The organism is Shinella sp. (genome assembly GCF_052438155.1).
GTDB lineage: Bacteria > Pseudomonadota > Alphaproteobacteria > Rhizobiales > Rhizobiaceae > Shinella.
In genome coordinates this window covers 47,588-72,943 of sequence record NZ_JBQVPI010000020.1, presented here as the reverse complement: position 1 = coordinate 72,943, position 25,356 = coordinate 47,588, and the positions used below count along the sequence as shown (strand labels likewise).

General features: G+C 63.5%; 23 protein-coding genes. 8 read left to right on the top strand and 15 right to left on the bottom strand.

Annotation, left to right across the window (positions count from 1 at the left end):
* Positions 1 to 53: 53 nt before the first annotated feature.
* On the bottom strand, positions 54 to 1,385 hold the full coding sequence (locus ACT6VE_RS26110) for a dicarboxylate/amino acid:cation symporter (protein WP_069062151.1): 1,332 nt from the start codon (positions 1,383 to 1,385) through the stop codon (positions 54 to 56).
* 221 nt (positions 1,386 to 1,606) lie between these two features.
* Here ACT6VE_RS26110 and ACT6VE_RS26105 point away from each other — a divergent pair, with 221 nt between their 5' ends.
* The 3 genes from ACT6VE_RS26105 (at position 1,607) to ligD (ending at position 6,062) form a co-directional block, all read left to right on the top strand.
* Entirely contained in the window at positions 1,607 to 3,445 is a 1,839-nt protein-coding gene (locus ACT6VE_RS26105; RefSeq protein ID WP_444801249.1) for a sensor histidine kinase, read from the top strand.
* Entirely contained in the window at positions 3,442 to 4,800 is a 1,359-nt protein-coding gene (locus ACT6VE_RS26100) for a sigma-54-dependent transcriptional regulator (protein WP_444801248.1), read from the top strand. The genes ACT6VE_RS26105 and ACT6VE_RS26100 overlap by 4 nt, the downstream gene beginning before the upstream one ends.
* Before the next feature lie 185 nt (positions 4,801 to 4,985).
* The gene (ligD, locus tag ACT6VE_RS26095; RefSeq protein ID WP_444801247.1) at positions 4,986 to 6,062 is read left to right on the top strand and encodes a non-homologous end-joining DNA ligase; all 1,077 of its coding nucleotides are present in this window, start codon (positions 4,986 to 4,988) and stop codon (positions 6,060 to 6,062) included.
* A gap of 24 nt (positions 6,063 to 6,086) precedes the next feature.
* Here the strand turns inward: ligD and ACT6VE_RS26090 are convergent, their stop codons facing one another.
* From ACT6VE_RS26090 to ACT6VE_RS26045, 10 genes are read right to left on the bottom strand one after another with little or no spacing between them, the layout of a single operon-like run.
* Entirely contained in the window at positions 6,087 to 6,842 is a 756-nt protein-coding gene (locus tag ACT6VE_RS26090; protein ID WP_444801246.1) for an SDR family NAD(P)-dependent oxidoreductase, read from the bottom strand.
* 17 nt (positions 6,843 to 6,859) lie between these two features.
* Positions 6,860 to 7,618: an SDR family NAD(P)-dependent oxidoreductase gene (locus tag ACT6VE_RS26085; protein WP_444801245.1), complete on the bottom strand. Its 759-nt coding sequence runs from the start codon at positions 7,616 to 7,618 to the stop codon at positions 6,860 to 6,862.
* A 4-nt stretch (positions 7,619 to 7,622) separates the two neighbouring features.
* Entirely contained in the window at positions 7,623 to 8,654 is a 1,032-nt protein-coding gene (locus tag ACT6VE_RS26080) for a proline racemase family protein (RefSeq protein ID WP_444801244.1), read from the bottom strand.
* An 11-nt stretch (positions 8,655 to 8,665) separates the two neighbouring features.
* Positions 8,666 to 10,141 (bottom strand): aldehyde dehydrogenase family protein, encoded by a 1,476-nt coding sequence (locus ACT6VE_RS26075; protein WP_444801243.1) that lies wholly within the window; start codon positions 10,139 to 10,141, stop codon positions 8,666 to 8,668.
* A gap of 11 nt (positions 10,142 to 10,152) precedes the next feature.
* Positions 10,153 to 11,391 carry an NAD(P)/FAD-dependent oxidoreductase gene (locus tag ACT6VE_RS26070; RefSeq protein ID WP_444801242.1) on the bottom strand — a complete coding sequence of 413 codons (1,239 nt, stop codon included), beginning with the start codon at positions 11,389 to 11,391 and terminating at the stop codon, positions 10,153 to 10,155.
* A gap of 53 nt (positions 11,392 to 11,444) precedes the next feature.
* Positions 11,445 to 12,320: a 4-hydroxy-tetrahydrodipicolinate synthase gene (gene dapA, locus ACT6VE_RS26065; protein WP_444801241.1), complete on the bottom strand. Its 876-nt coding sequence runs from the start codon at positions 12,318 to 12,320 to the stop codon at positions 11,445 to 11,447.
* 10 nt (positions 12,321 to 12,330) lie between these two features.
* On the bottom strand, positions 12,331 to 12,996 hold the full coding sequence (locus ACT6VE_RS26060; protein ID WP_444801240.1) for an amino acid ABC transporter permease: 666 nt from the start codon (positions 12,994 to 12,996) through the stop codon (positions 12,331 to 12,333).
* Between the two features lie 9 nt (positions 12,997 to 13,005).
* Entirely contained in the window at positions 13,006 to 13,668 is a 663-nt protein-coding gene (locus ACT6VE_RS26055) for an amino acid ABC transporter permease (RefSeq protein WP_444801239.1), read from the bottom strand.
* A gap of 9 nt (positions 13,669 to 13,677) precedes the next feature.
* On the bottom strand, positions 13,678 to 14,454 hold the full coding sequence (locus tag ACT6VE_RS26050) for an amino acid ABC transporter ATP-binding protein (protein WP_444801238.1): 777 nt from the start codon (positions 14,452 to 14,454) through the stop codon (positions 13,678 to 13,680).
* A gap of 57 nt (positions 14,455 to 14,511) precedes the next feature.
* Positions 14,512 to 15,345, bottom strand: coding sequence for a substrate-binding periplasmic protein (locus ACT6VE_RS26045; protein WP_444801237.1), 834 nt, complete (start codon positions 15,343 to 15,345; stop codon positions 14,512 to 14,514).
* A 201-nt stretch (positions 15,346 to 15,546) separates the two neighbouring features.
* On the opposite strand from ACT6VE_RS26045, the gene ACT6VE_RS26040 reads away from it, so the two are divergent.
* The gene (locus ACT6VE_RS26040) at positions 15,547 to 16,266 is read left to right on the top strand and encodes a GntR family transcriptional regulator (protein ID WP_444801236.1); all 720 of its coding nucleotides are present in this window, start codon (positions 15,547 to 15,549) and stop codon (positions 16,264 to 16,266) included.
* A gap of 5 nt (positions 16,267 to 16,271) precedes the next feature.
* Complete coding sequence (locus tag ACT6VE_RS26035; RefSeq protein WP_444801235.1) at positions 16,272 to 17,060, top strand: pyrroline-5-carboxylate reductase; 789 nt, start codon at positions 16,272 to 16,274, stop codon at positions 17,058 to 17,060.
* A gap of 11 nt (positions 17,061 to 17,071) precedes the next feature.
* Here ACT6VE_RS26035 and ggt read toward each other — a convergent pair whose 3' ends face one another.
* Both ggt and ACT6VE_RS26025 read right to left on the bottom strand, forming a co-directional pair.
* The gene (gene ggt / locus ACT6VE_RS26030; RefSeq protein WP_444801234.1) at positions 17,072 to 18,664 is read right to left on the bottom strand and encodes a gamma-glutamyltransferase; all 1,593 of its coding nucleotides are present in this window, start codon (positions 18,662 to 18,664) and stop codon (positions 17,072 to 17,074) included.
* Positions 18,665 to 18,719: 55 nt separating this feature from the next.
* Positions 18,720 to 19,589 carry a LysR family transcriptional regulator gene (locus ACT6VE_RS26025; RefSeq protein ID WP_444801233.1) on the bottom strand — a complete coding sequence of 290 codons (870 nt, stop codon included), beginning with the start codon at positions 19,587 to 19,589 and terminating at the stop codon, positions 18,720 to 18,722.
* A 92-nt stretch (positions 19,590 to 19,681) separates the two neighbouring features.
* On the opposite strand from ACT6VE_RS26025, the gene ACT6VE_RS26020 reads away from it, so the two are divergent.
* The 3 genes from ACT6VE_RS26020 (at position 19,682) to ACT6VE_RS26010 (ending at position 22,360) form a co-directional block, all read left to right on the top strand.
* On the top strand, positions 19,682 to 20,671 hold the full coding sequence (locus tag ACT6VE_RS26020; RefSeq protein WP_444801232.1) for a bile acid:sodium symporter family protein: 990 nt from the start codon (positions 19,682 to 19,684) through the stop codon (positions 20,669 to 20,671).
* Positions 20,672 to 20,933: 262 nt separating this feature from the next.
* Positions 20,934 to 21,974: a glutamine synthetase beta-grasp domain-containing protein gene (locus tag ACT6VE_RS26015; protein ID WP_444801231.1), complete on the top strand. Its 1,041-nt coding sequence runs from the start codon at positions 20,934 to 20,936 to the stop codon at positions 21,972 to 21,974.
* A 236-nt stretch (positions 21,975 to 22,210) separates the two neighbouring features.
* On the top strand, positions 22,211 to 22,360 hold the full coding sequence (locus ACT6VE_RS26010; protein ID WP_083243217.1) for a DUF1127 domain-containing protein: 150 nt from the start codon (positions 22,211 to 22,213) through the stop codon (positions 22,358 to 22,360).
* 105 nt (positions 22,361 to 22,465) lie between these two features.
* Here the strand turns inward: ACT6VE_RS26010 and ACT6VE_RS26005 are convergent, their stop codons facing one another.
* Both ACT6VE_RS26005 and ACT6VE_RS26000 read right to left on the bottom strand, forming a co-directional pair.
* Entirely contained in the window at positions 22,466 to 24,007 is a 1,542-nt protein-coding gene (locus tag ACT6VE_RS26005) for a SpoVR family protein (RefSeq protein ID WP_444801230.1), read from the bottom strand.
* Positions 24,008 to 24,018: 11 nt separating this feature from the next.
* Positions 24,019 to 25,338: a YeaH/YhbH family protein gene (locus tag ACT6VE_RS26000; protein ID WP_444801229.1), complete on the bottom strand. Its 1,320-nt coding sequence runs from the start codon at positions 25,336 to 25,338 to the stop codon at positions 24,019 to 24,021.
* Positions 25,339 to 25,356 lie beyond the last annotated feature (18 nt).

The following is a 25,356-nucleotide window of genomic DNA, read 5'->3' as shown; positions in this document are numbered from 1 at the left end:
AAGCGCCGCTGAAAGAGCGACGCCTCCGAATTGATGCCGTTACTCTTGGAAGATCACTCGGCCGGCTGGAGAGCGGTTTCCCCGATCAGCGTTTCCGGCGCGGTGCCGCTCAGCACTTCCTTCAGCTTCGCCTCATCCAGTTCGTTTTCCCAGCGGGCGACGACGATGGTGGCGACGGCATTGCCAACAAAGTTGGTCAGAGCGCGGCATTCCGACATGAAACGATCGATGCCGAGGATCAGCGCCATGCCGGCAACCGGCACGGAGGGCACGACCGAGAGCGTGGCGGCAAGCGTGATGAAGCCGGCGCCGGTGATGCCGGCGGCACCCTTGGAACTCAGCATGGCGACGAGCAGCAGAAGTAGCTGATCACCGAACGACAGCGGAATATCGACCGCCTGTGCGATGAAGAGGGCTGCGAGCGTCATGTAGATGTTGGTGCCGTCGAGGTTGAACGAATAGCCGGTCGGAATGACAAGGCCAACGACCGAGCGCTTGCAGCCGGCCTTTTCCATTTTCTGCATCAGGCCCGGCAGTGCCGCTTCGGACGACGAGGTGCCAAGAACGAGCAGCAGCTCCTCCTTGATGTAGCGGATGAGCGCCAGGATCGAGAAGCCATTGTATCTGGCGACGGCACCCAGCACCACGAAGACGAAGAGGAGCGAGGTGATGTAGAAGGTGGCGATCAGGAAGGCGAGGTTGGCGACCGAGCCGATGCCGTATTTGCCGATGGTGAAAGCCATGGCGCCGAAGGCGCCGATCGGGGCCGCCTTCATCAGGATGGCGACCAGCCGGAAGATCGGGCTCGTCAGCGCCTGAAGGAAATCGACGACCGGCTTGCCCTGTTCGCCGACCATGCCGAGCGCGATGCCGAACAGCACCGAGAAGAACAGCACCTGCAGGATGTCGCCCTCCGCGAAGGCACCGACGATGGTCTGCGGGATGATGTTCATCAGGAAGCCGGTGATGGTCGATTCATGCGCCTTGCTCGTATAGGTCGCCACCGCATTGGCATCGAGCGAGGCGGGATCGATGTGCATGCCGGCGCCCGGCTGCACCACATTGGCGACCAGCATGCCGATGGCCAGCGCCAGCGTTGAGAAGGTGAGGAAGTAGATCATCGCCTTGCCGGCGACGCGGCCGACCTTCTTCAGGTCCGACATGCCCGCAATACCGGTGGCGACCGTCAGGAAGATTACCGGTGCGATGATCATCTTGACCAGTTTGATGAAAGCATCGCCGAACGGTTTCAGGCTGGCACCGAATTCCGGATAATAATGGCCGACCAGCATGCCGGCGACGATGGCGACGATCACCTGGAAATAGAGGTGGCGGTAGAATGGCAGGGGAGCACGCGGTTGCGTGTCGACAGACGAAATGTGCATGGCTTCCTCCGTTCGCACCCCAACCGGAAACCGGCTCTTCCCGGGGTGACTTGCTGAAACTGAAACATGTTCAGCAAGGGGCGTGCCAAGTTGCGAAGCGCTGGATAAGTCATTGTAAATAATTAATTATTTCTCCAACGCGCGAAAGCATCCTCGTGCCCTGTGCGAATTTCCGCACAGGGCACATTGAGTATCGTGCGGCTTTATGCTCAAAATCACAAATGGAGGCGCCCTCACCGACCCGCACAGCGGCAGATCTTTCCCGCGCGGCACGGCGGCAGTGGATCGTTTTCGCCCTTGCTCTCCTTTCGATCGCGATTGCAGCGCTCTATGCGGCCGGCATCTATGGCCGGTCCGCCGCGCTTTCGGCGCTGGAGGAACAGGGGCACGCCGATGCCGGTCTCAAGGTCGCGCTTCTGCGCGCCGTGCTGGAACGCCCGCGCGCGCTCCCCTTCCTGCTGTCACGCGATCGGGACGTCACCGAGGCTCTGGCCGGGCCCGATCCTGCCCGGCGTGCCTTTCTCGATCGCAAGCTGGAAGAGCTGGTGGCCGGCACCAGTGCTGCGGTGATCTATGTCATCGACACGAAGGGTGTCGCGATTTCAGCGAGCAACTGGCGCGAGCCGACGAGTTTCGTCGGCAACGACTATTCGTTTCGTGCCTATTTCTCGCGTGCGATGAAGGACGGCACGGCCGAGCATTTTGCGCTCGGCTCGGTCAGCAAACGGCCCGGCCTCTACATCTCGCACCGGATCGGCCCGGCCGCAGCCCCGCTCGGCGTCGTCGTCGTCAAAATGGAGTTCGACCAGCTCGAGCGCGACTGGCACGAAACGCAGCGCCCGTCCTACATCGTCGATGCCGATCATGTGGTACTGATCACCAGCATACCCTCCTGGCGTTTCATGACGACCGAACCGTTGCCGGCGGAAAACCTTGCCGCCATTCGCGAGAGCCTGCAATTCGGGGAAGCACCGCTCACGCCGCTGCCCTTCGAGCGGACGGCGGACGGCCTGCTTCGCGCCGTGCAGCCGGGCGGCGGCGCGGAAACCTATTTGCGCATCACTGCGCCGGTCGTCTCGACGCCGTGGCAATTCGAATATCTCGTACCGGTCGCCGGCACGGTCGCCACCGGCATGCGGGAGGCGCAGCTTCTCGCCCTCATTGCCATCGGCGCGATCACGATCGCGGCGGCGATCTGGCTGCGCCGCCGCCAGACATCGCTTGCCAACGCCGCTCGCGACCAGGCGGCTCGCGACGAACTGGAGCGCCGCGTGGTCGAGCGCACGATGGACCTCAGCCTTGCCCGCGACCGCCTGCAAGTCGAAATCGCCGAGCATCGGGAAACCGAAACGAAACTGCAATCCGTGCAGCAGGATCTCGTGCAGGCCAACCGGCTGGCCATTCTCGGCCAGGTCGCCGCCGGCGTCGCGCATGAGATCAACCAGCCGCTCGCCACCATTCGCGCCTATGCCGACAATTCCAAGGTCTTTCTGGCCCGCAGCAGACCCGAGCCGGTGCTCGAAAACCTCGGCCTCATTGCCGACCTCACGGACCGCATCGCGACGATCACCGAGGACCTGAAGGCGCTTGCCCGCAAGGGTCGCTCCGGTGAGGAACCGGTCGTGCTGCAGGAGGTCATCGACGGCGCCATCATGCTGCTGCGCAGCCGCTTCACCGGCCGCCTCGAACGCCTGATCATTGCCCCCATGCCACAGGATCTCGCCGTCCTGGGCAACCGGCTCAGGCTCGAACAGGTGTTCATCAATCTCTTCCAGAACGCGCTGGAAGCCGTCGCGGACAGGGCGGATGGGCGGGTGGATGTTTCCATCGCGGTCACCGATGGAGACGTCGCCATTTCGGTAGCCGACAACGGACCCGGTATTTCGTCGGCCATTCTGGGATCGCTCTTTGAGCCCTTCAACACCTCCAAGGAAAAGGGCCTTGGGCTCGGCCTCGTCATCGCCAAGGATATCGTCTCCGATTATGGCGGACGGCTCGAGGTCGAGACGGATGCGGGCGGGGCCTGCTTCAGGGTCCATCTGCGAAAGGTTCTGCCATGAGCATACCCGTCCTTCTCATCGACGACGACCGGCAGCTTTTGCACGCGACCGCCCAGACGCTGGAGCTGGCCGGCTTCGACGTCACGCCCTTCGGCGCGGCCACCGACGCGCTCACCCGCATCGACAGGACTTTCGCCGGCGTGGTGGTTTCCGATATTCGCATGCCCGGCATGGACGGGCTTCAGCTGTTCGAGCGCATCCGCGGGCTTGACCCGGAAGTTCCTGTTATCCTCGTCACCGGCCACGGCGACATTCCGACGGCCGTCAAGGCCATCCAGGATGGCGTCTACGATTTCATCACCAAACCCTTCCCTGCCGAGCGGCTGATCCAGTGTGTGCACCGTGCCGCCGAAAAACGTGGCCTCGTCCTGGAAAATCGTCGTCTCAGGGAGGCAGCCCGGCAGGCCGAGGACGACTTTCCGCTGATCGGCCAGACGCCGGTGATGGACCGCCTGCGCCAGACACTGCGCCAGATCGCCGACACGGATGTCGACGTCCTGGTGACCGGCGAAACGGGCAGCGGCAAGGAAGTGGTCGCCCGTCTGCTGCACGGCTGGAGCCGCCGCTCCAAGGGCCATTTTGTCGCCCTCAATTGCGGCGCGCTGCCGGAACAGGTGATCGAAAGCGAGTTGTTCGGCCATGAGCCGGGCGCCTTCACCGGCGCCCAGAAGAAGCGCATCGGCCGGATCGAACATTCGAGCGGCGGCACGCTCTTTCTCGACGAACTGGAAAGCATGCCGCTTTCGACCCAGGTCCAACTGCTGCGCGTGCTCGAAATGCGCGAGGTCACGCCGCTCGGCACCAACGAGGTGCGACCCGTCGATATCCGCATCGTCGCGGCTGCGAAGGTCGACCTTGCCGACCCGGCACAACGCGCGACTTTCCGCGAGGATCTCTACTATCGTCTGAACGTCATCTCGCTCTCCATCCCGCCGCTGCGCGAGCGCCGGGAGGATATTCCGCTTCTCTTCAGCTATTTCGCGGAGCGGGCGGCGAGACGTTTTCAGCGCGAAACGCCGCTCCTTTCCGCCGGCGTCCTGCGGCATCTTGCCGATCACGACTGGCCCGGAAACGTGCGCGAGCTCTCCCATTTCGCCGAGCGCACCGTGCTGGGCCTGGCGCCGACGCCCCTCGCACCCGCTGTACCGGTGCTCGATACCTCCGGTACACTCCCGGAGCGGCTGGAGCGGCTTGAGGCGGAGATCATCCGGGATACGCTCTCCGCCCATGGCGGCGACGTGCAGGAGACGATCGCGGCGCTGGGTATCCCGCGCAAGACCTTCTATGACAAACTCCAGCGCCACGGCATCGTTCGACGCGCGTTTTCCGGCAAGGCCGACGGGGAAAACCCGTGACAACGACAAATCCGAAGGCCGCCGCCACGCGTTGGCTTGGAACCGCCAAAAAGCTGTAATTCGCGGTCCGGGAAAGCTTAGAACGCCCCGGGATATTGTCGAATGTCCTCCCGCACACCATGTCATGAAGGCTATAAGTGTGCTGCCTAGGATCTTCGTGGCGAATGCAGGGAGCGAGGCGACGAATGACATCCAAACGCAGACAGACCGTCCCCTTGCTCAACGAGTCCAGCGACGCTCTCCAGTCTCGTCCCTTGCGAAAACACGACCCGGACCAGCCGAGCCTGCCCTTCGACGTCATGCCCGACCGGATCAAGCCCTGTCTTGCCCGCCCGAAACCATCACCACCGCACGGATCGGATTGGGTCTACGAAGTCAAATGGGGTGGCAGCCGGATCGCCGTGCATATCGATCCGGGCGGTGTGAGGGTGATCACAAGCGACGGTGGCGACTGGACACATCGCTTCCCTTCCATCGTGGCGGCGGCCCGGGACCTCGGCACGTTTTCCGCCATCCTCGACGGGGAGGCCGTCGTGCTGGATAGTGACGGATGCCCGGACTTTGAGGCATTGCAACGCTCGCTCGGCGGGCGCGGTGGTACACGGGCTTCGAGCGAGGCAATCTTCTATGCCGTCGATCTTCTCTATCTGGATGGCCATGATCTGACGGACACGGAACTCTCTGCCCGCCGGCACGCTCTGGAGGCGCTTGTTCCCGCAGACCGCAGCACGGCAATCCGTCTTTCTGAACAGGCGGCCGGCGACGGCAGCGCGCTGCTGGCGCAGGCCTGCGAACTGGGGTTCGAGGGGATCATCGCCAAGCGTCGCGACCGCCCTTATCGCTCCGGCCGCACCGGCGACTGGCTCGAGATCACATGCCTTGCGACTGAAAGCTTCATCATCGTCGGTTACGAACATTCGCCATCGGCGCCATCAGGCATCGGCAGTCTTCTTCTCGCCGGACGAGAGGGCCTTGACTGGGTCCCTGTCGGTGCCGTTGACGCCGGCTTTGATGCGAAAGAGGCGGCCTCTCTCCGCCAGATGCTCGACAGGCTCAAGACGAGGAAACCCGTGGTGCCGATCACGGGTGAGAATCTCGTTTTTGCACAGCCCACTTTGATCGCAGACATCGCATTTCGCGGCTGGACCGGGAGCGGCAGTCTGCGGCACGCCTCTTACAGGGGCCTGCGCGAAATCCAGGACAACGCGGCGATATTCGATATGGCCAGGCTTCCGGCTAACAAACCGATCGCTGCGGTTTAGTTCCCTCGCAATGGCGCTAATCCCTCAAGCGACAGCCTGCGCCCCGGTGATCTCCACCAATGAGCCGCACATGAACGCGGCCTCCTCGGACGCAAGGAAGGCGACGAGGGCCGCGACCTCTTCCGGCTTGCCGATGCGGCCGAAGGGAACGAGCCTGTCGAGATCGGCGATAGTGCGGCCGGAGCGTTTGACGCCGGCCTCGAGCATCGGCGTGTGAATCTCGCCGGGGCAGACGGCGTTGACGCGCACCTTGTCCGGCGCATAGTCGCGGGCGAGATTCTGCGTGAAGGCGGCGACCGCCGCCTTGGTCGTGTTGTAGGCGATGTGGTTCGGTGCAGGATAGAGGCCCCATTGCGAGGCGGTGTTGACGATCGCGCCGCCGCCGGCCGCGATCATGTGCGGAAGCACGGCGCGGCAGAGGTGGAACATCGAATCCAGGTTGACGGTGAAACTCGCCGCCCAATCGTCGTCCGACAGCGAAAGAAGATTGCCGCGCCGGTTGATGCCGGCATTGTTGACCAGCACGTCGATCCGGCCTTCGAGCGCAAAAACCTCTTCGATAAGGCGGAAGCACGCGTCCTTCTTGGCAATATCCGCCGCAATCGCCACTGCTCGGCCATGGTCATCCGCGATGCCCTGCACCACAGACGCCGCGGCCTCGCTGTTGACATCCGTCACCACCACCAGCGCGCCCTCGGCGGCCAGCCGCCGGGCAATCGCCGAGCCGATGCCGCCGCCAGCACCCGTGACGACCGCGACCCTGTTCTCGAAACGCTTCATGGAAAATCCTCCTGATATTACCGGATGTAGCTGCCGCCGTTGACGTCGAGCGTCGCGCCGTTCAACGAGGCCTGCGAGGGGCGCAGTACGAAGGCGACGAGTTCGGCCACCTCGGCAGGCGACGCCATCTCGCCGATGGGGATGTCCGCGACCGCTGCCTGCTTGCCGTGCGTGGCGATGAAGTCTTCGGCCATATCGGTGTGTACCCAGCCGGGCGCGATGGCGACCGCCGTGACGCCATCGCCGCCGAAACTGCGGGCGATGGATTTCGTGAGGTTCACCAAGGCCGCCTTGGTCGCACCATAGGGCATGGCGTCGGCCGCATAGCCGCGCTGTCCCGCACGGCTCGCCATATTGACGATGCGCCCGCCGCCGGATGCCTTGAAGTGGCGGATGGCTTCCTTGCAGAGATCGGCGGCGGCGAAGAAATTGATCTGGAACTCCCTTTGCCACGCGGCTTTCCAGTCCTCCGGCGACGCGTCGATGGAAATCTCCGTGCGGATACCGGCATTGTTGACGAGGCCATGGATACGCCCGGCGGCAGTGAACGCTTCCCGCCAAAGCGCGAACGGGCCGTCAGTCGCGGAAAGATCGGCCTGCACCAGCAAGCCGTTGCCGCCAATACGGGAAAGGAGGGCCTCGGCACCCGCCCTATCCCGCCCGTAATGAATGATCGGCCGCGCGCCCTCCGCTGCCAGCCGGTCGACGATGGCGGCGCCGATGCCGCCCGATGCGCCGGTGACGAGGACGGTCTGTCCCTGCAATGGTTTTTCCATGGTTCTACCTCAACAGGCCGACCTGCGGCCCCCACGTATCCGATAGCGCGAAACCGGCGGCGAAAGGATCGTCGGGGTCGAGACGCAGGTGCGAGCGGCCATAGACATAGCCGCGGCCGGTGATGCGCGGCAGCACAGCGCGGCGCCCGCCGATCTCCGTCTCGCCGATCGCCTCGGCCAGAAATTCTCCGCCGATGATGGAGCGGGAGACGCGGGCATCGCCCACCGACACCTCCCCGCGGGCAAACAGCGCGGCGAGATTGGCGGAGCTTCCCGTGCCGCAAGGTGAGCGGTCGACACGGCCTGGCTGGAGCGTGGTGCAGGTGCGGATCGCGCCGTCAGGCTCGCGGTCGCGGAACATGACATAGGCAATCTCATTGACACCGGTCAGCGTCGGGTGCCGCACCTCGACCTGATCGGCGAGAACCCGCTTCAGTTCGATACCGGCTTCGGCGAGCGCCCGGGCGTTGTCCGGCGCGATGGCGAGACCGACCTGACCGACATCCACCAGCGCATAATAGACGCCGCCGAAGGCGATATCGACCGTGATGCGGCCCCAGGGGGTGTCGATGTCGTGGTCCAGCAGTTCGGCAAAATTCGGCACGTTGTCGAGGCTGACGGAAAGGCAGCGCCCGCCCTCGCAGCGTGCACGCGCCACGACGAGACCGGCCGGCGTATCGAGGCGGACCACGGTCTCCGGCTCGCGCATCGCTATCCGGCCGCTTTCGATAAGGGCCGTGACAACGCAGATGCAATTGCTGCCGGACATCGGATGCGCCCGATCGGCCTGCAGCACGATGAAGCCGGCATCCGCATCGTCCCGCGTCGGCGCAACGATGAGGTTCACCGACTGGGCAACATGGGCGCGCGGCTCGAAGGTGACGAAGCGGCGGAGGCTGTCGTCCACCGTGTTGATATGGTTCATCTTGTCGAGCATGGTTTCACCGGGGATATCCGGTGCACCGCCCACCAGCACGTGGCCAAGCTCGCCCTGGCAGTGGACGAGCAGCAGGTCGAGGGAGTTTTCGAAGTGCATGGCGCCGGCCCCTACTTGATGTACCAGCCCCAGGGATCTTCGCTCACATATTTCGTGATCTGCTTGGTCTCCAGATAGTTGTCGAGACCCCAGCGGCCGAGTTCGCGGCCGATGCCAGATTCCTTGTAGCCGCCCCAGGGCGCTTCGGTGAAGGTCGGCTGCGAGCAGTTGATCCAGACGATACCGGCGCGAAAGGCCTTCGCCACGCGCTCGGCACGTGCATCGTCCGCCGACATGACGGCGGCGGCGAGGCCGAAGCGGCTGTCGTTGGCGAGAGCGATGGCTTCCTCTTCCGACGTGAAGGGACGCAGGCAGACGACCGGCCCGAAAATCTCTTCCCTCCAGGCGGCGCTGTCGAGCGGCACATCGGTCAGAATGGCCGGGCGCAAGTAGTAGCCCTTGTCGAAGCCCTCCGGCCGCGTGCCGCCGCAGGCGATTGTCGCACCCGTCGCCTTTGCCGCCTCGATGGCCGCGACGACCTGTTCGTACTGTTTCTTCGAGACTAGCGGGCCGAGCAGCACGCCGTCCTCAAGGCCGTTGCCGATGCGGATGCGGTTCGTCTCCTCGATCAACCGCGCCAGCAGCCGGTCGTAGATGCCCTCCTGCACCAGCACGCGCGAGGTGGCGGAGCAGACCTGGCCCTGGTTCCAGAAGATGCCGAAGAGGATCCATTCCACGGCCTTTTCGATATCGCTGTCATCGAAGACGACAAAGGGCGACTTGCCGCCGAGTTCCAGGCTTATGCGCTTGATGTCGCGGGCAGCGGCGGCCATTATCTTCGAGCCGACCGGGCCGGAGCCGGTGAAGGCGAGTTTGTCGACCTGGCTGTGATCGATGATCGCCTGTCCAGTAACGGAGCCCGCACCGGTGACGATGTTGAGCACACCGGGCGGCAGGCCGATCTCGTCGGCGATGGCCGCGAGTTCCAGCGCGGTCAGCGAGGTGATCTCGGCGGGCTTCAGCACAACGGTGCAGCCGGCAGCGAGCGCCGGGGCAACCTTCCATGACGCCATCAGCAGCGGGTAGTTCCATGGGATAATGGCGCCGGCGACACCGATCGGCTCACGCACTGCCTTGGACGTAAATCGATCGTCGGGAAGCGCAATGGGCTCTTCCGGATTGGTGTCGAGCTGCTCGGCGAGGCCGGCATAGAAGTCGAAGCAGCCGGCAGCGTCGGCGATATCCCAGTCGGCTTCCGGGAAGGGCTTGCCGTTGTCGATGACTTCGAGGCGGGCGATCTCGGCCTGCCGGGCGCGGATGCCGGCGGCGATGGCGCGCAGGTATTTTGCGCGCTCTGCACCGGTGGTCTGCGGCCAGCCGTCCGTGTCGAAGGCCCGGCGGGCGGCCTTGACGGCGGCATCGACATCCTCGGCCGTGGCGGCGGCGATATGGTGGATCACCTCTTCCGTCGCCGGGTTGATCACCTCAAGGGTCTTGCCGTCGGAAGACGGCTTCCACGTCCCGTCGATATAGAGTTCGCTTCGCATGGGTAGTCCTTTCAGAAACGGTCGGCGCGGTAAGGTTTGAGATCGATGGGCGGCGTGGCACCCGTTACAAGGTCAGCTATCAGCCGGCCGGTCGTGGCGGCATAGGTGAGGCCAAGATGGCCGTGGCCGGTAGCATACAAGACGTTCCTGCGCTTTGCCGAGGGGCCGATGACCGGCACCGTATCCGGCAGCGCCGGGCGATGGCCCATCCATTCGCTGGTCGCTTCCGCCTTGAGATCCGGCAGCGCTTCCTTCGCGCGCTTCACCAATATTTTGGCGCGGCGATAATCCGGCGGCGCATCGAGGCCGGCCATCTCCACCGTGCCGCCAACGCGGATGCCGCCGGCCGTTGGCGTCACCATGAAGGCGCGGGCGGGCCAGATAATCGAGTGGCGCATGGAAATACCCGGCGCCATGATCTGCGCGTGGTAGCCGCGCTCGGTCTCGAGCGGGATCGGCTCGCCGAGCAGTTTCGACAGGCGCCCGGTAAAGGCGCCGGCCGCCAGCACGACACGATCGGCGGCAAGACGGCGGCCATCGGCCAGCCTCAGAGCCGAAACGCTCCCGTCATCTTCCTCGAAGCCGGCAACGTCGCCGGTTTGAATCACGCCGCCCAAGGCCTGAAACTGCGCCGCAAGCGCCGTCACCAGTTTATAGGGATCGGCGATGGAGCGATTGTCGGGGAAGCGCACGGCTTTGGCGATCTTCGTCGTCAAGGCCGGTTCGAGATCGCGGATGGCATTGCCGCCGAGGACGTCGTGGCGGAAGCCGTAGCGTTCAAGGATTTCGATGTGTTCGCGATCGGCGCGGAATTCCGCCTCGTCGGCATAGAGGCTGAGGCAACCTTCCGCGCTCAGCATATGCGTGAGGCCGGTCTCCTTCAACAGGGCATCGAGATCCTCATGGACGCGACCGCACAGCGCGGCTCCGGCGGCCTCCAGCTCGCGCAGCCTGGAGGGCCGGCTGGCCGAAAGGAAACGCAGGAACCACGGCACGAGCTTCGGCATATAGGCGGGACGGATGCGCACCGGCCCCTCGGGATCGAGCAGCCATTTCGGCATCTGCGCCCAGACACCGGGACGCGAGGCGGGCATGAACTCGGTGACCGCGATGCTCGCCATGTTGCCGTAGGAGGCGCCCCTGCCGGGCGCATCGCGGTCGACCAGCGTCACGGAGAAACCGCGACGCTGGAGGGCGTAGGCGATGGTGGTGCCGATGATGCCGGCGCCGACGACGGCGATGGATGACACGGATATGCTCCTGCGAAGGGGTGCCGGAGGCGATGGCCTCCGGCTCGGTATCGTCAGTTGAGGATCGGCGCGATAGCCGCGCGGAAATCGGCCTTTTCCTGCTCGGTCAGTTCGCCGAGCGGCGCACGGCAGGTGCCGACCGGCGTGCCCTGGAGCTCGCAACCATACTTGATCTTCTGCACGAATTTTCCGCTCTCCAGGATGTTCATGGCGCGGTAGAGCACCGTCATCTTCTCCCGCGCCTTGGCAAGGTCGCCCGAGCGGAAGGTGCGGTCGAGATCGACGCAGGCGGCGGCCATGCAGTTGGCCGGGCCGCAGATCCAGCAATCGGCGCCCCAGAACATGAAGTCGAGCGCGATATCGTCCGAGCCGGAGATGAGGTCGATGCGGCCGTTGTAGCGGGCATGGATATCGACGGCGCGCTGCAGTACGCCCGAGCTCTCCTTGATGCCGATGACGCGCGGGTCGTCGGCGAGCGCATCCATTAGATCGAAGCCGATCTCGATGCCGTCCTTTGGCGGGTAATTGTACATGATGAGATTGATGTCGGTGGCATCGAGCACGGCTCGGTAATGGGCAAGCAGCTCTTCCTGCGTCGGGCGTGTGTAGAAGGGCGTGGCGAGTAGCACGGTGTCGTAGCCGATTTCCCTGGCGCGAAGCGTATTCTCGATGACCTCGCGGGTGGCGGGCGCGTTGGTGCCGGCAATCAGTGCTTCGCCCTCGATGGCGAAATCCTTGACGAATGTCAGCACATCTTCACGCTCTTCATTCGACAGCGAAAAGTATTCGCCGGTCGAGCCCATCGGCACCCAGCCGGTGACGCCGGCAGCGCGCAGGCTGGTAAGATGCTTCTCGAATGCTTTGAAATCGACCCGGTTGTTGGCGTCGAAGGGGGTGACGAGGGCGGGCATGACGCCGGACAGTTTCATGGTCTTTCTCCTAGATGGCGAGTTTCTTGAGGATGCGGCCTTCGACGAGCGTGACGGCGCGCGTCAGCGGAAAGGCGATGGCGAAGTAGATGAGGGCGACAATGGTCAGCACCTCGACGGGTCGGGCCGTGTTGTTGGAAATATTCTGGCCGACGAACATCAGGTCGGTCATGCCGACGGCCGAGACGAGCGCGCTTTCCTTGAACAGGCTGACGCAGTTGGACAGCAGAGTCGGAATGGCGCGCAGCACCGCCTGCGGCAGGATCACATTGAGCACCTGAACGTGGCGCGGCAGGCCGAGCGCAATGCAGGCGTCCAGCTGCTCGCGGCCGACGGACTTCAGCGACGCCCGAAACGTTTCGCTGGTGATGGCGCCCATATAGAGCGTGAGCGCGATGACGCCGGAGGCGAGGTTCGAGAGTTCGACGCCGAGGACCAGCGGCAGGCAGAAGAAGATCCAGAACAGCTGGATCAGCACCGGCGTTCCGCGGAAGAATTCGACATAGATGCTGGCGATGCCGCGGACAATGATGCTCGGCGAGGTTCGGGCGAGACCGACAAGGAAACCGAGCGAGCAACCGAGCACGACGCAGATCAGCGTCAGCTTGACCGTCGTCCAGAGGCCGACGGCGAGCGCTTCCTGGAAGCGGAGAAGAACGGAGAAATCGAGCGCCATGTTTTCCTCCTAGGTCGTCAGGATCTGGCGGCGGCGTTCGAGCCAGCCGACAACCTGCGTGACGGGGAACGACACCGCGAAATAGATCAGCGCCGCAATGGTGAAGGTCTCGATCGGCCGGTAGGTCTCGGTGGCCAGCGTTTTCGCCTGGTACATGAGGTCCTGCACCGCGACGATGGCGACCAGCGCGCTCTGCTGGAAGATGACGATGCCATTGGTCAAAAGCACGGGAATGGAGGCGCGCAGCGCATTGGGCAGCACGATATGGAACACGCGCTGGAACGGATTGAGCCCGAGCGCGATGCCGGCATCGAGCTGTTCGCGCGGCACGGCCTGGATAGCAGCGCGGTAAGCCTCGGCGTTGAAGGCCATGAGGTTCAGGCCGAGCGCCAGAATACCCATCGTCATCGAACCCAGGAAGACGTTGAACAGCATGGGCACGCAATAGAAGAACCAGACGATCTGCACGATCGCCGGCGTGCAGCGGAAGAACTCGACAAAGAGCGTCGCCGGCCAGCGGATGACGGCGATGCGGCTCATGATCAAAAGCGCCAGCGGAAAGCCGAGAATGACGCCGATGAGATTGGCCGCGACCGTCAACTCCAGCGTGACGACGAGGCCCTCGAGCAGCGGGCCGAGCGAGACGGCGTTGAAATCGAACGTATAGTTCACCGTCGCCCCCTATTGCTTGATGTGGAAGACGCGGTCGATGAACTCGCGCGTGCGCTCCTCGCGCGGCGCGCCCAGCACCTGCTCGGGCGGGCCGTCCTCGACCACCACGCCGCCGGCGCAGAAGATGACACGCGAGGCGATGTTCTTGGCGAACCACATGTCATGGGTGACGATCATCATCGGCAGGTTCTGGTTCGCAAGCTGCAGGATGACCTGCTCGACCTCTGCCACCAGTTCCGGATCGAGCGCCGAGGTCACCTCGTCGAAGAGCATCAGCTTCGGATCGAGCATCAGCGCACGGGCGATGGCGACACGCTGCTTCTGTCCGCCGGAAAGCTGGGCGGGGAAAGCATTCGCCTTGGCACCGAGGCCGAAGCGTTCGAGCAAAGCCTGCGCCCGCTGTGTGGCGCTCGCCTTCTTCTCGCCGCGCACCTTGCAAGGGGCGAGCACGAGGTTCTGGATGACGCTCAAATGCGGAAACAGCGTGTAGTGTTGGAACACCATGCCGATGGAGCGGCGTACCTCGGTGTCGATGACCGTCTTCGCCTCCAGGCCGGATGAGGAGATATAGGGCTTGCCACCGAAGGTGATGGCGCCGCTGTCGATCTTTTCAAGGCCCATCATCACGCGCAGCAGCGTCGACTTGCCGCCACCCGAAGGACCGATAACGACGACGCGCTCGCCCGGCTTCATCTCGATATCGAGGCCCTTCAACACCTGAATGTGCGGGCCGTAGCTCTTGTGCAGCGACTGTATGGAAACAAGCGGAGCAGATGCGGCGGTCATGCGGTTTCTCCAGCGGGGCGTTGGCGGGAAGCCGGGCGAACCCGGCCTCCCGATCGATCAGTTGGAAGCCTTGAGCACGTCGTCGACGGCCTTCTTGATCAGCGCCTCTACATGACCGGTCGCGACCCGCTCCTCGAGGAAGATGTTGACCACCTCGACATCCGAAGCCGACAGCTGGTGCGGCAGACCGAAGGCGACGCCCTGTCTGGCGAGCGCCGGGGTCGGGTTTAGTGCGACGGCCCAATCCGGGTTCGACTGGGTAAAGAGCTGGTTGGTATCCGAGGCATCGACCAGGATGTCCGCACGACGTGAGACGACCGCAAGGCGCGTCTCGTCATTGCCGGGCAGGCGCAGGATCGTCGCATTCTTGACGGCAGCAGAGATCGCCTTGTCCTGCGCGGTGCCGGACATGACGGCAAGCGTGACATCCGCCTTGTCGATATCGGCGACGGCGGCAGCACCCGCTGGAACCTTCGGGTTATCCTTGTTGTAGGCAAGCGAGATCTGGTACTCCATCGCCGGGATGGAAAACTGCACCGCCATGGCGCGGGCCGGTGTGCGGTTCAGCGCCAGCGACACGTCCCATTTGCCGGCCTGAAGGCCTGCAACGATGTTATCCCAGGTCGTATCGACGAATTCTGGCTTGACCTTGAGTACTTCGGCAAACTCGCGGCAAAGATCGGCGAAGAAGCCGGAATATTCGCCGCTTGCCGGATCGCGCATCACATAGGGCGGGGCAACGGCGGCGCCGCAGCGCAACGTGCCGCTCTTCTGGATGCCCTGCCAGTATCCCTCAGCCGTCTGGGCCGAGGCGGTCGTGGTCGAAAGACCCGCCACCAGGGCGAGCGCGGCCGTCGCCCGCAGAGCGGACGTCATCACTTTCGAAAACATGTGCATTCCCCATTTTTGAGCGCGTGTGACGCGCGGTTCCACCCGTCGGCTTTGGCCGTTTTTCTCGTCTTTTTGTGTCGGCTCCGTGTCGACTGGATAATTTATGTCGTCTGCGTGTCGACAAAGTCAAGCGGAAATTTTACGATTGCTGCGCGCCGGTTTTTCTGGCCCAATGGCCGTGAAATGCGGAAAGGGACGTAAGTGTCTGACGAAATTGAAATGAAACGGGTGCGCGGCACCGGCTGGAAAAGCGTCTACGATACGCTGCGCAACGAGATCCTTGCGCTGATCCTGCCGCCCGGCCAGTTGCTCGACGAAACGACGCTGGCCGAGCGCTTCGACATGTCGCGCTCACCGGTGCGCGAGGCGCTGATCCGCCTTGCCGGCGAGGACCTGGTGGTGACGCTCTCCAACCGCAGCACCATCGTCGCGCCCATCGAAGTTGCGAGCTTTCCGAAATATGTCGAGGCGCTCGACGTCGCCCAGCGCATGAACACCCGGCTTGCCGCGGCATTGCGCACGGACGCGGACCTCAAAATCATCGCCAAGCGGCAGAAGGAATTCGAGGCGGCGGTGAAGACCGGCCAGCACTTGAAGATGTCGGAGGCCAACAAGCAGTTCCACATGGCCGTCGCCTATGCCGGCAAGAACGCCTATCTCGCCTCCTTCTACGAGCGACTGCTCAACCAGGGTCAGCGCATGCTGCACCTGCATTTCGAATATCTGGAGCGCACCGGCGACGGCTATCTTCTGACGGATGAGCACGAGTCGATGCTGGAAGCGATCCGCGCCAAGAATGTCGAACTGGCCGACGAGCTGGCGCACGCCCACACGCGGCAGTTCCAGGACAATTTCATCGCGTTCCTGCGCGAAAACTACACCACCGAAGTCTCCTTCGGTCCCCTTGCTGCTGCGGAATAATTATCATGCCCTTGCCCCAGAAAATCGGATTCATCGGAACCGGCGCCATCACCGACGCCATGGTGCGCGGCCTTCTCGCCGAGCCCGCGGCCGTGCCGCATGTCATGGTGTCCCAACGCAGCGCCGACATTTCGGCCAGGCTCGCCGCCGATTTCCCGGCCGTGCTCGTTTCTGGGGACAACCAGGCGATCGTCGACGGCTGCGATATGGTCGTGCTGGCGATCCGCCCGCAGATCGCCGAGGAGGTCATTCGCCCCCTGCGGTTCCGCGATGGTCAGGCGGTGATCAGCGTCATCGCCGCCACTGGCCGGTCCGCTTTGCTCGACTGGATCGGTGCGGATGTGCGGCTCTCCCAGGCGATCCCCCTGCCTTTCGTCGCACGGCGCAAGGGCGTTACCGCCGTCTATCCGCCGGACGCGGATACAGGCGCCGTCTTCAATGTGCTCGGCAATGCCGTCGAATGCGAGACGAAAGCGGAATACGACCTGCTCGCTGCGGTCAGTGCCCTGATGGCCACCTATTTCGGCATCATGCACCGCGCGACCGAATGGCTCGCGGATAACGGCCTGCCGGAAGAAAAGGGCCGGGCCTATCTCGCTCCCTTGTTTTCCAGCCTCTCGGAGACGGCGCTTCTCGCCGACAAAGGGACCGACTTCATCGCGCTAAGCCACGAGTTCGCCACCAAGGGCGGCCTGAACGAGCAGGTTTTCCAGGATTTCGACCGCAAGGGCGGAACGGATGCGCTGAAGCAGGCACTGGATCGCGTCCTCAACCGCATCACCGGCTCTGCCTGACAGGCGTCCCTTCAAAGGCCGAGCGCGATACCATCCTTGCGCGATTCCGAGCCGCCGATCAGCGTTCCATTTTCCCAATCTATGCGGATCGCCTGCGCACCGCCGATGGGATCCTCGGCCGGAACGAGATCAAAGCCGCGGCGCGTCAACTCATCCGTCGTCGTCGTTGGCAGCGTGCATTCGGCCTCCACGCGCGTTCCCTCCGGGCGTGGCATCACTCGCGGCAGGTCGATCGCCTCCTGGAGATCCATGCCGTAATCGAAGACCTTGGAGAGAAGGTGCGCGTGGCCCATCGCCTGGTAGTAGCCGCCCATCACGCCGAAAGGCATCTCCACCCGGCCGCCGCGCGTCACCATGCCGGGAATGATCGTGTGCAGGGGGCGTTTCAGCGGCGCGACCACGTTGGGATGGCCTGGCTTCAGTGAAAAACTCTGGCCGCGATTGTGCAGCACCACGCCTGAACGCGGCGCGACCAGGCCTGTGCCAAAACTGTAGAACACCGAGTTGATGAAGCTGACGGCGTTGCGGTCGCGATCCACGACGGAAATATAGACCGTGTCGCGATGTAGTGGCATGTCGAAGGACGGCAGATCGGTGAGGGCATGGCGCAGGTCGATCATCGCCGCCAGCCGGTCGGCCAGGTCATCCGAGAGAATCTCCTCCACCGGCACGTCCGCCTTGTCCGGATCGGCGATCCATGCATCGCGCGCGGCATAGGCAAGCCGTGTCGCCTCGATTTCGATATGGAGCCGGTCGGGTGATTGCGGATCGCCCTTGGCATCGAAGCGGCTCAGGATGTTGAGGATGAGCAACGCGATGATGCCCTGTCCGTTCGGCGGGCATTCGTGCACCGTATACCCACGAAAATCGGTGGTGACGGGCGTGACGTATTCACCCCGTGCGCCAGCAAAATCCTCCATCGTGTGCAGTCCGCCGAGCGAGCGCAGGTAGGTGACCATGTCCTCGGCGACCAGACCGGTATAGAAGCCGTCGCGCCCCTCGGCGGCGATGCGTTTCAGGGTCGCGGCAAGCTCCGGCTGGCGGTGCACTTCGCCAATCCGCGGCGCCCGCCCGCCCGGCAGGAAAATGCGCGCGGCGGTCGGGTCTGCGGCCAGGACCGTCTCCTCCAGCGACCAGTCACGGTGAACGCGCGGGCTGATGCCGTAACCGTCTTCGGCAAATCGGATGGCCGGTGCGAGCACGTCGGCAAAGGGCATCCGGCCGTGATCGGCATGGAGCCGCGTCCATGCGTCGATGGCGCCCGGGATCGTCACCGAGGCGGGCGATTGGCGGGGCACCTCGTCAAGGCCGCGCTCGGTGAACCAGTCGAGCGTCAGCGCTGCCGGCGTGCGGCCCGATCCGTTATAGGCGATGACCTGGTCGGAGCCGTTTGGAGCGAACAGCACGAAACAATCGCCGCCGATGCCGGTCGAACCGGGCTCGACGGCGCATTGCACGGCCGAGGCGGCGATGGCGGCATCCATGGCATTGCCGCCGGCGTCCATGATCTGGAGCGCCGCAAGCGTCGCCGACGGATGCGAGGTCGCAGCCATCGCCTGTCGGGACACCGCGACGGATCGCGTCGGCTTTTCGAAATTGCGCATTTTGTTGTTTCCTCCGGGTATCAGTGTTCTCAAGCAGGCCTGTTGTGGCGCTGTATCAGGATGTTTCATGTCGCAGGGCAAAGCCCTTGCCGAACCGGTCGCGCACCTTGCGCGAGAAGGCGGTGACGGTGGCGTGGTCGGCCGAGCGCGATGTCACCAGGACGAACTCCACATCCTCCAACGGGGGCAAAGCCGGCGGGACAATCTCGCGAAGGCCGGCGGGCGCCAGGCTGCGCGGCTGGACGAGCACCCCCATGCCGGCCCGTGCCGCTGCCGTCAGGCCGCTGAGGCTCTGGCACGAGCAGACGATGCGCCACGGCGTCGCGCTGCGGTCCAGCGCTTCCATCAGAAGCAGGCGCGTCAGGCTCGGCGGCGGGAACACGATGAGCGGCAATACCGGTTTTGCCAGCACTGCTTCCGGATCGCTGGCGAGCCAGACGAGCGGTTCGCGCAGGATGGCATCGCCGCGCTGTTCGCCGATCCGGCGCTTGGCCATGACGAGGTCGAGCTCACCGCGATCCTGCATTTCGGCCAATGTCTTGGAGAGCGCGACGGAAAGCTGGAGATCGACGGAGGGATAGTCGGCGATGAAGTCCTCCAGCAGCCCCGGCAACTGACCGCTGACGAGATCCTCCGAGATGCCGAAGCGGAACGGTCCGCGCGGTGCATCCACCTCGAACTGTGCGGCCGCCTGCCGCTCGAGCGCGAGAAGTTGGCGGGCATGCGGCAACAGCGCCTCCCCATCCGCCGTCAGCCGGACCACATGGGTGTCGCGGTCGATGAGCCGTCGCGCCAGCCCGCGCTCCAGCCGTTGCAGGTGCTGGCTGACCGTCGATTGGCCGAGCTTCAATCGCTCGGCGGCAAGCGTAAAGCTTTTCGTCTGGGCCACCATGACGAAGCTGCGCAACTGGACGAGATCAAGCATATCACGATCCATGATAAGCCTTATTGTTTGCATCGCAAAATAGGATAGCTAAAAATACGCGCCTGTCGAGACCTCAAGCGAAGCGCACAGAGATGAAACGTCTTCTTCCCGATACCTTCACCTGGCTCCTCATAAGCGCCGTCATCCTCGCCTCCCTGCTGCCGATCTCCGGTGTGGCGGCGGAGTGGTTCGGCGTCGCCACCAACATCGCCATCGCCCTCCTGTTCTTCCTGCACGGCGCGCGCCTCTCCACCGACGTGGTGGTTGCCGGTTTCCTGCATTGGCGCCTGCAACTCTTCATTCTCGTCACGACGTTCGCCATCTTCCCGCTGCTCGGCCTCGGCCTTGGCCTCTTCTCGCCCTGGCTTATCGACCAGCCGCTCTATCTCGGCCTGCTGTTCCTCTGCGTCCTGCCATCGACGGTGCAATCGTCGATCGCCTTCACCTCGATTGCCGGCGGCAATGTGCCGGCCGCGATCTGCGCCGCCTCGACGTCGAACATTCTCGGGATTTTCCTGACACCCGCCCTCGTCGCCCTGCTGTTTTCGGCGGGCGGCCATGTCGGCGTGTCCTTTGATATGGTCTGGAAGATCATGCTGCAGCTCTTCCTGCCGTTCATCGCCGGCCAACTGCTGCAACCCTTCATCGGAAACTGGGTGCGCTCGAAAAAGAAGCTGCTGACCCCTTTCGACCGCGGCTCCATCCTCATGGTCGTCTACCTCGCCTTCTCCGAGGCGGTGACAGAGGGGATCTGGCAGAGGCTGGCGGTGGAAGATCTCGCTCTCCTCCTCGTCATCGACAGCCTGCTGCTCGCGGTGGTCCTCGTCATCACCAGCGTTGGCGGCAAGCTGCTCGGCTTCAACCGCGAAGACCGTATCACCGCTGTCTTCTGCGGCTCGAAGAAGAGCCTCGCCAGCGGTGTGCCGATGGCGAGCGTCATCTTCGCCGGCCAGTCGATCGGCGCAATCGTGCTGCCGCTGATGCTTTTCCACCAGATCCAGCTGATGGTCTGCGCCTGGCTCGCCCGCGTCTATGCCGATCGGCAGAAAACCCTGGAGGCCAAGCCTGCGCCTGCCGGCTGACGGCAGGCAGCCGCACGGGGCTTATGATTTGAGCCACTGCCTTAGAGGTCATCGCACGTAGCCTATTTTTTGTGCAATCCGCTTCTTTCTTGCGCGGCCACGTCGTAACGCTGGCCCTGACGGGCGGTCGAACAGCGATTTTTTACGATTCCCGGCCCCGATTCCGACTTGGCACGTTTCATGCTTTTTAACAGGCAGCGGCTGTCGTGCAGGTTTTGAAATGCCCGGCAGCCTTGGAACCAGCGTCACGTGAGAGAACGAAATGACTAAGTTTAAGCTCGAATACATCTGGCTCGACGGCTACCAGCCCACCCCGAACCTGCGCGGCAAGACGCTGATCAAGGAGTTCGACGCATTCCCGACGCTTGAGCAGCTTCCGTTCTGGGGCTTCGACGGCTCGTCGACCCTGCAGGCCGAAGGCAAAAGCTCGGACTGCGTGCTGAAGCCCGCTGCCGTCTATCCCGATCCCGAGCGCAAGAACGGCGTCCTCGTCCTCTGCGAAGTCATGATGCCCGATGGCAAGACGCCGCATCCGTCCAACACGCGCGCGCCGATCCTCGAGGACGAAGGCGCCTGGTTCGGCTTCGAGCAGGAATATTTCTTCTACCAGAACGGCCGTCCGCTCGGCTTTCCCGAAGCCGGCTTCCCGGCACCGCAAGGCCCGTACTATTGCGGCGTCGGCTACTGCAATGTCGGCACCGTCGCCCGCAAGATCGTCGAAGAGCATCTGGACATCTGCCTTGCTGCCGGCATCAACCATGAAGGCATCAACGCGGAAGTGGCCAAGGGCCAGTGGGAATTCCAGGTCTTCGGCAAGGGCTCGCGCAAGGCGGCCGACGAAATCTGGCTTGCCCGCTACCTGCTGCAGCGCCTCACCGAAAAGTATGGCGTCGATGTCGAATACCATTGCAAGCCGCTCGGTGACACCGACTGGAACGGCTCGGGCATGCACGCCAACTTCTCGACCGAATACATGCGCGAAGTCGGCGGCAAGGACTATTTCGAAGAGTTGATGGGCGCCTTCGCGGAAGCGCGCGCCGACCACATCGCCGTCTACGGTCCGGACAACCACATGCGCCTGACCGGCAAACACGAAACGGCGTCGATCCACCAGTTCAGCTACGGCGTGGCTGACCGTGGCGCGTCGATCCGCGTGCCCCACAGCTTCGTCAACAGCGGCTACCGCGGTTACCTGGAAGACCGCCGTCCGAACTCGCAGGGCGACCCCTACCAGATCGCCTCGCAGATCCTGAAGACGATCTCGCTGGTTCCGACCGATATCGAAAAGCGCGAGGCCGCTTAACCCCTCGTATGGGCACCTGAACGCGCCGGCTGAAACAGGCGGCCGCGTTCATCGGCCAGCTTACAGAACGCCCCGCACTTTGCGGGGCGTTTTTTGTTGGTCAAAAATTGTGCAGCGGCGGCCGAGCAGCACCAGTAGGCGGCGTCATGCAAAAAGCGCATGCCTACACTGCGTGCATATGCATTTTTTCTGAGCACATGATCCACTATCTACAGCTCAACACAAAGGAGTTGATCATGAACGTTTTCGCAAAGCTCAAGAAGAACGCCGCCGAACGCCGTGCCGTCCGCGAACTCAGCGCCCTCGACGACCGCGCCCTGCAGGACCTCGGCATCTCGCGCGCCAACATCCGCTCTGCCGTTGCCGGCCTTCTGGTCCTCGGCTGAGCAATCCCGGCATGCGCTCAGGCGCGTGCCTAAAAGATAGGCGGGCCACGTTTCCGTGGCCGGCGCACCCAAAACGCCTCGCAGCCTGCGAGGCTTTTTTTATGGCTATGTCTGCGCCGAAGAGCATTCGTAGAGAACTTTGTCGGTCGCGGCGTCCACACCTGCCAGGCTGACGCCATAGCCCCAAAGCCGGCGGACATGGGCAAGGGTCCTGTCGCGCTCGGCCTCGTCCAACAGGATGCCGTTGCGGATCCCGTGCCGCAATCGAAGCTGGCGGTCGCCGAGGAGATCGACGTCGACCACCTGGATATCCGGGCGGTGGGTGCTCGGATCGTAGTTGCGCGCGAGCGCGGCGCGCACGGCCGCATAACCGCGCTCGTCATGGATGGAGGCGACCTCGCAGAAACGGTCGGCGGCACGGTCGGAGAGGTGGAACAGGCGGAATTTGCGGATCAGCGCCGGGCTCAGGTATTGCAGGACGAAGGATTCGTCGCGGTGGTTTTCCCAGGCGTCGATCAGCGTGCCCATCCCGTCGCCATTGCCGGCAATGTCGGGAAACCAGTCCTTGTCCTCCGCGGTCGGCGTCATGCAGATACGCTCGATATCCTGCATCATCGCAAAACCCAGCGCATAGGGGTTGATGCCGGAAAATCGTGGATCGTCGAAACCGGGCTGGAAGACGACATTGGCATGGCTCGCCAGGAGTTCCAGCATGGCGCCTTCGCTCATCCTGCCCTGATCGAACAGCCGGTTGATGATCGTGTAATGCACGAAGGTCGCACAGCCCTCGTTCATCACCTTGGTCTGGCCCTGCGGGTAAAAATACTGTGCGATGACGCGAACGATCCGCAGGATTTCCCGCTGCCAGGGCTCCAGGATCAGGCTGTGTTTTTCCAGAAAATACAGCAGGTTTTCTTCCGGAAGGTTCAGCACTTTCTTGCGTTCCAGCGCCTCCTCCTCCGCTTCTTCTATGCCGGCGCTGCCAGTTGCCATCGGCAATGTCCGCCAAAGATCGCTATAGGTCTGTTCCTCGTATTCCAGCCTTTCGCGCGCCCGTTCCGTCACCTTTGCCGGCGAAAGCCGCGGCGGGCGGCGATAGTGGAACACGCCCTGATCCATCAGCGCATGGGCTGAATCGAGGATTTCCTCGACGGCGGCAATACCGTGCCGCTCCTCGCATCGGGTGATGTATTTCTTGGCAAAATCCATATAGCCGAGGATCGCGCCGGCATCGGTCCACTGGCGGAAGAGATAGTTGTTCTTGAAGAAATGGTTGTGGCCGAAGGCGGCATGCGCGGTCACCAGCGCCTGCATCGGCATGGTGTTTTCTTCCATGAGATAGGTGATGCAGGGATTGGAATTGATGACCAGCTCATAGGCGAGCCCCCGGCGCCCCTTGCGGTAGAAATGGCTTTCGAACACGAAGCGCTTGCCGAAGGACCAGTGCTGATACATCAGCGGCATGCCGATGGAGGAATAGGCATCGAGCATCTGCTCGGAGGAGATGATTTCGATCTGGTTTGGATAGACATCCAGCCCCATTTCGCCGACGGCGATCTCCTCGATGGCCTCGTAGGCGCGCGAAAGCGTTGCGAAATTCCATTCGGAACCACTGAACAGCAGGGAGGACGGGGGCCGTTTTGCCATGTTCCCGCCCTTCACCGGCTGAATTGCACGGCTTTGTGCCGGGCAAAGAGTTTGCGGAAAACCGGATAGATATCGGCGGGTCTGGCAATACGGGTCATCTGGAAGTTCGGCACCGCGCCATCGACCTTGCGATAGGCACGCCAGAGCGAGGTGCCGTTATCCGTCGCGCCGAAAATCTCGCTCTCCCGTTCGTCGATGATTTCGACATAGGCATAGTACTGGCAGAGCTTCATCAGCTCGTCGCGCAGAAGTGCTGCGCAGCGCTCGGAGTCGCCCGTCGCGTTGTCGCCGTCGGAAGCCTGCGCGGCGTAGATGTTCCAGATATTGGAGGGGTAGCGGTCCAGGATGATCCGCTGCATCTCCTCGAGCGCCGTCGAAACCACCGTGCCGCCGCTCTGCTTGCTGAAGAAGAAGGTTTCTTCGTCCACCTCGTGCGCCTCGTCCGTGTGGCGGATAAAGACGATGTCGATGCGCTCGTAGCGGCGCTTGAGGAAGAGGTGCAGGAGAACGAAAAAGCGTTTCGCGAGATCCTTTTCCCGCTCGCCCATCGAGGCCGAAACGTCCATCAGACAGAACATCACGGCACAGGCGTTCGGCAGCGGCTGGCGTTCGAAGCGGTTGAAGCGCACGTCCACGGGATCGACATAGGCGATGCGTTTGCGCCGCCGCTCCAGCGCCTCCAGTTCTTCGCGCAGCGCCACAAGCCGCCGGCGCTGCGGCTGGGAAGGGTTCGGCTCGTTTTCCAACGTCGCGATCTCGTCGGCGACCGCCTGATATTCCTTTGTACTCGGGCGGTGGAGCGCAATGCGCCGGCCAAAACTGTTGCGCATCGTGCGCCCGACATTGATGTTGCTCGGCGTGCCTGCCGTGGTGAAGCCGACGCGGTGCAGCCTGTAGGTCACCGTTTCCTTGAGGTTGAGCTTGACCATGTCGGGAAGCTCCAGATCCTCGAAGAAAAGATCAAGCACCTCGTCGCGCGAGAGGATGAAGAGGAAATCGTCGTCGCCTTCGCCTCGACCGGGGCCGCGACCGGCGCCCTGGCCGCCGCCGGCGTCGGGCTTGCCGATCCGGTCGCCCGCCGAAAAACTCTCGTTGCCGGGCAGAACATGATGCCGTTCGCCGCTGGTCGAGCCGTTGCGAAAACTCGGTTCGTCGGCACCGCGCTTCGGCACGGGCACGCCATGGGCGGCGTCCACATCGACGATCTTGTCGGAGCGGACCTGATCACGGATCGAGCGTTTCAGCTCGTCATGCACCCGCTTCAGGAAACGCTGCCGGTTGCCGAGGCTGCGGTCCTTCGGGTTCAGCCGGCGGTCGATGAAATTCGGCATGGGCCGACTCCCGTTTCG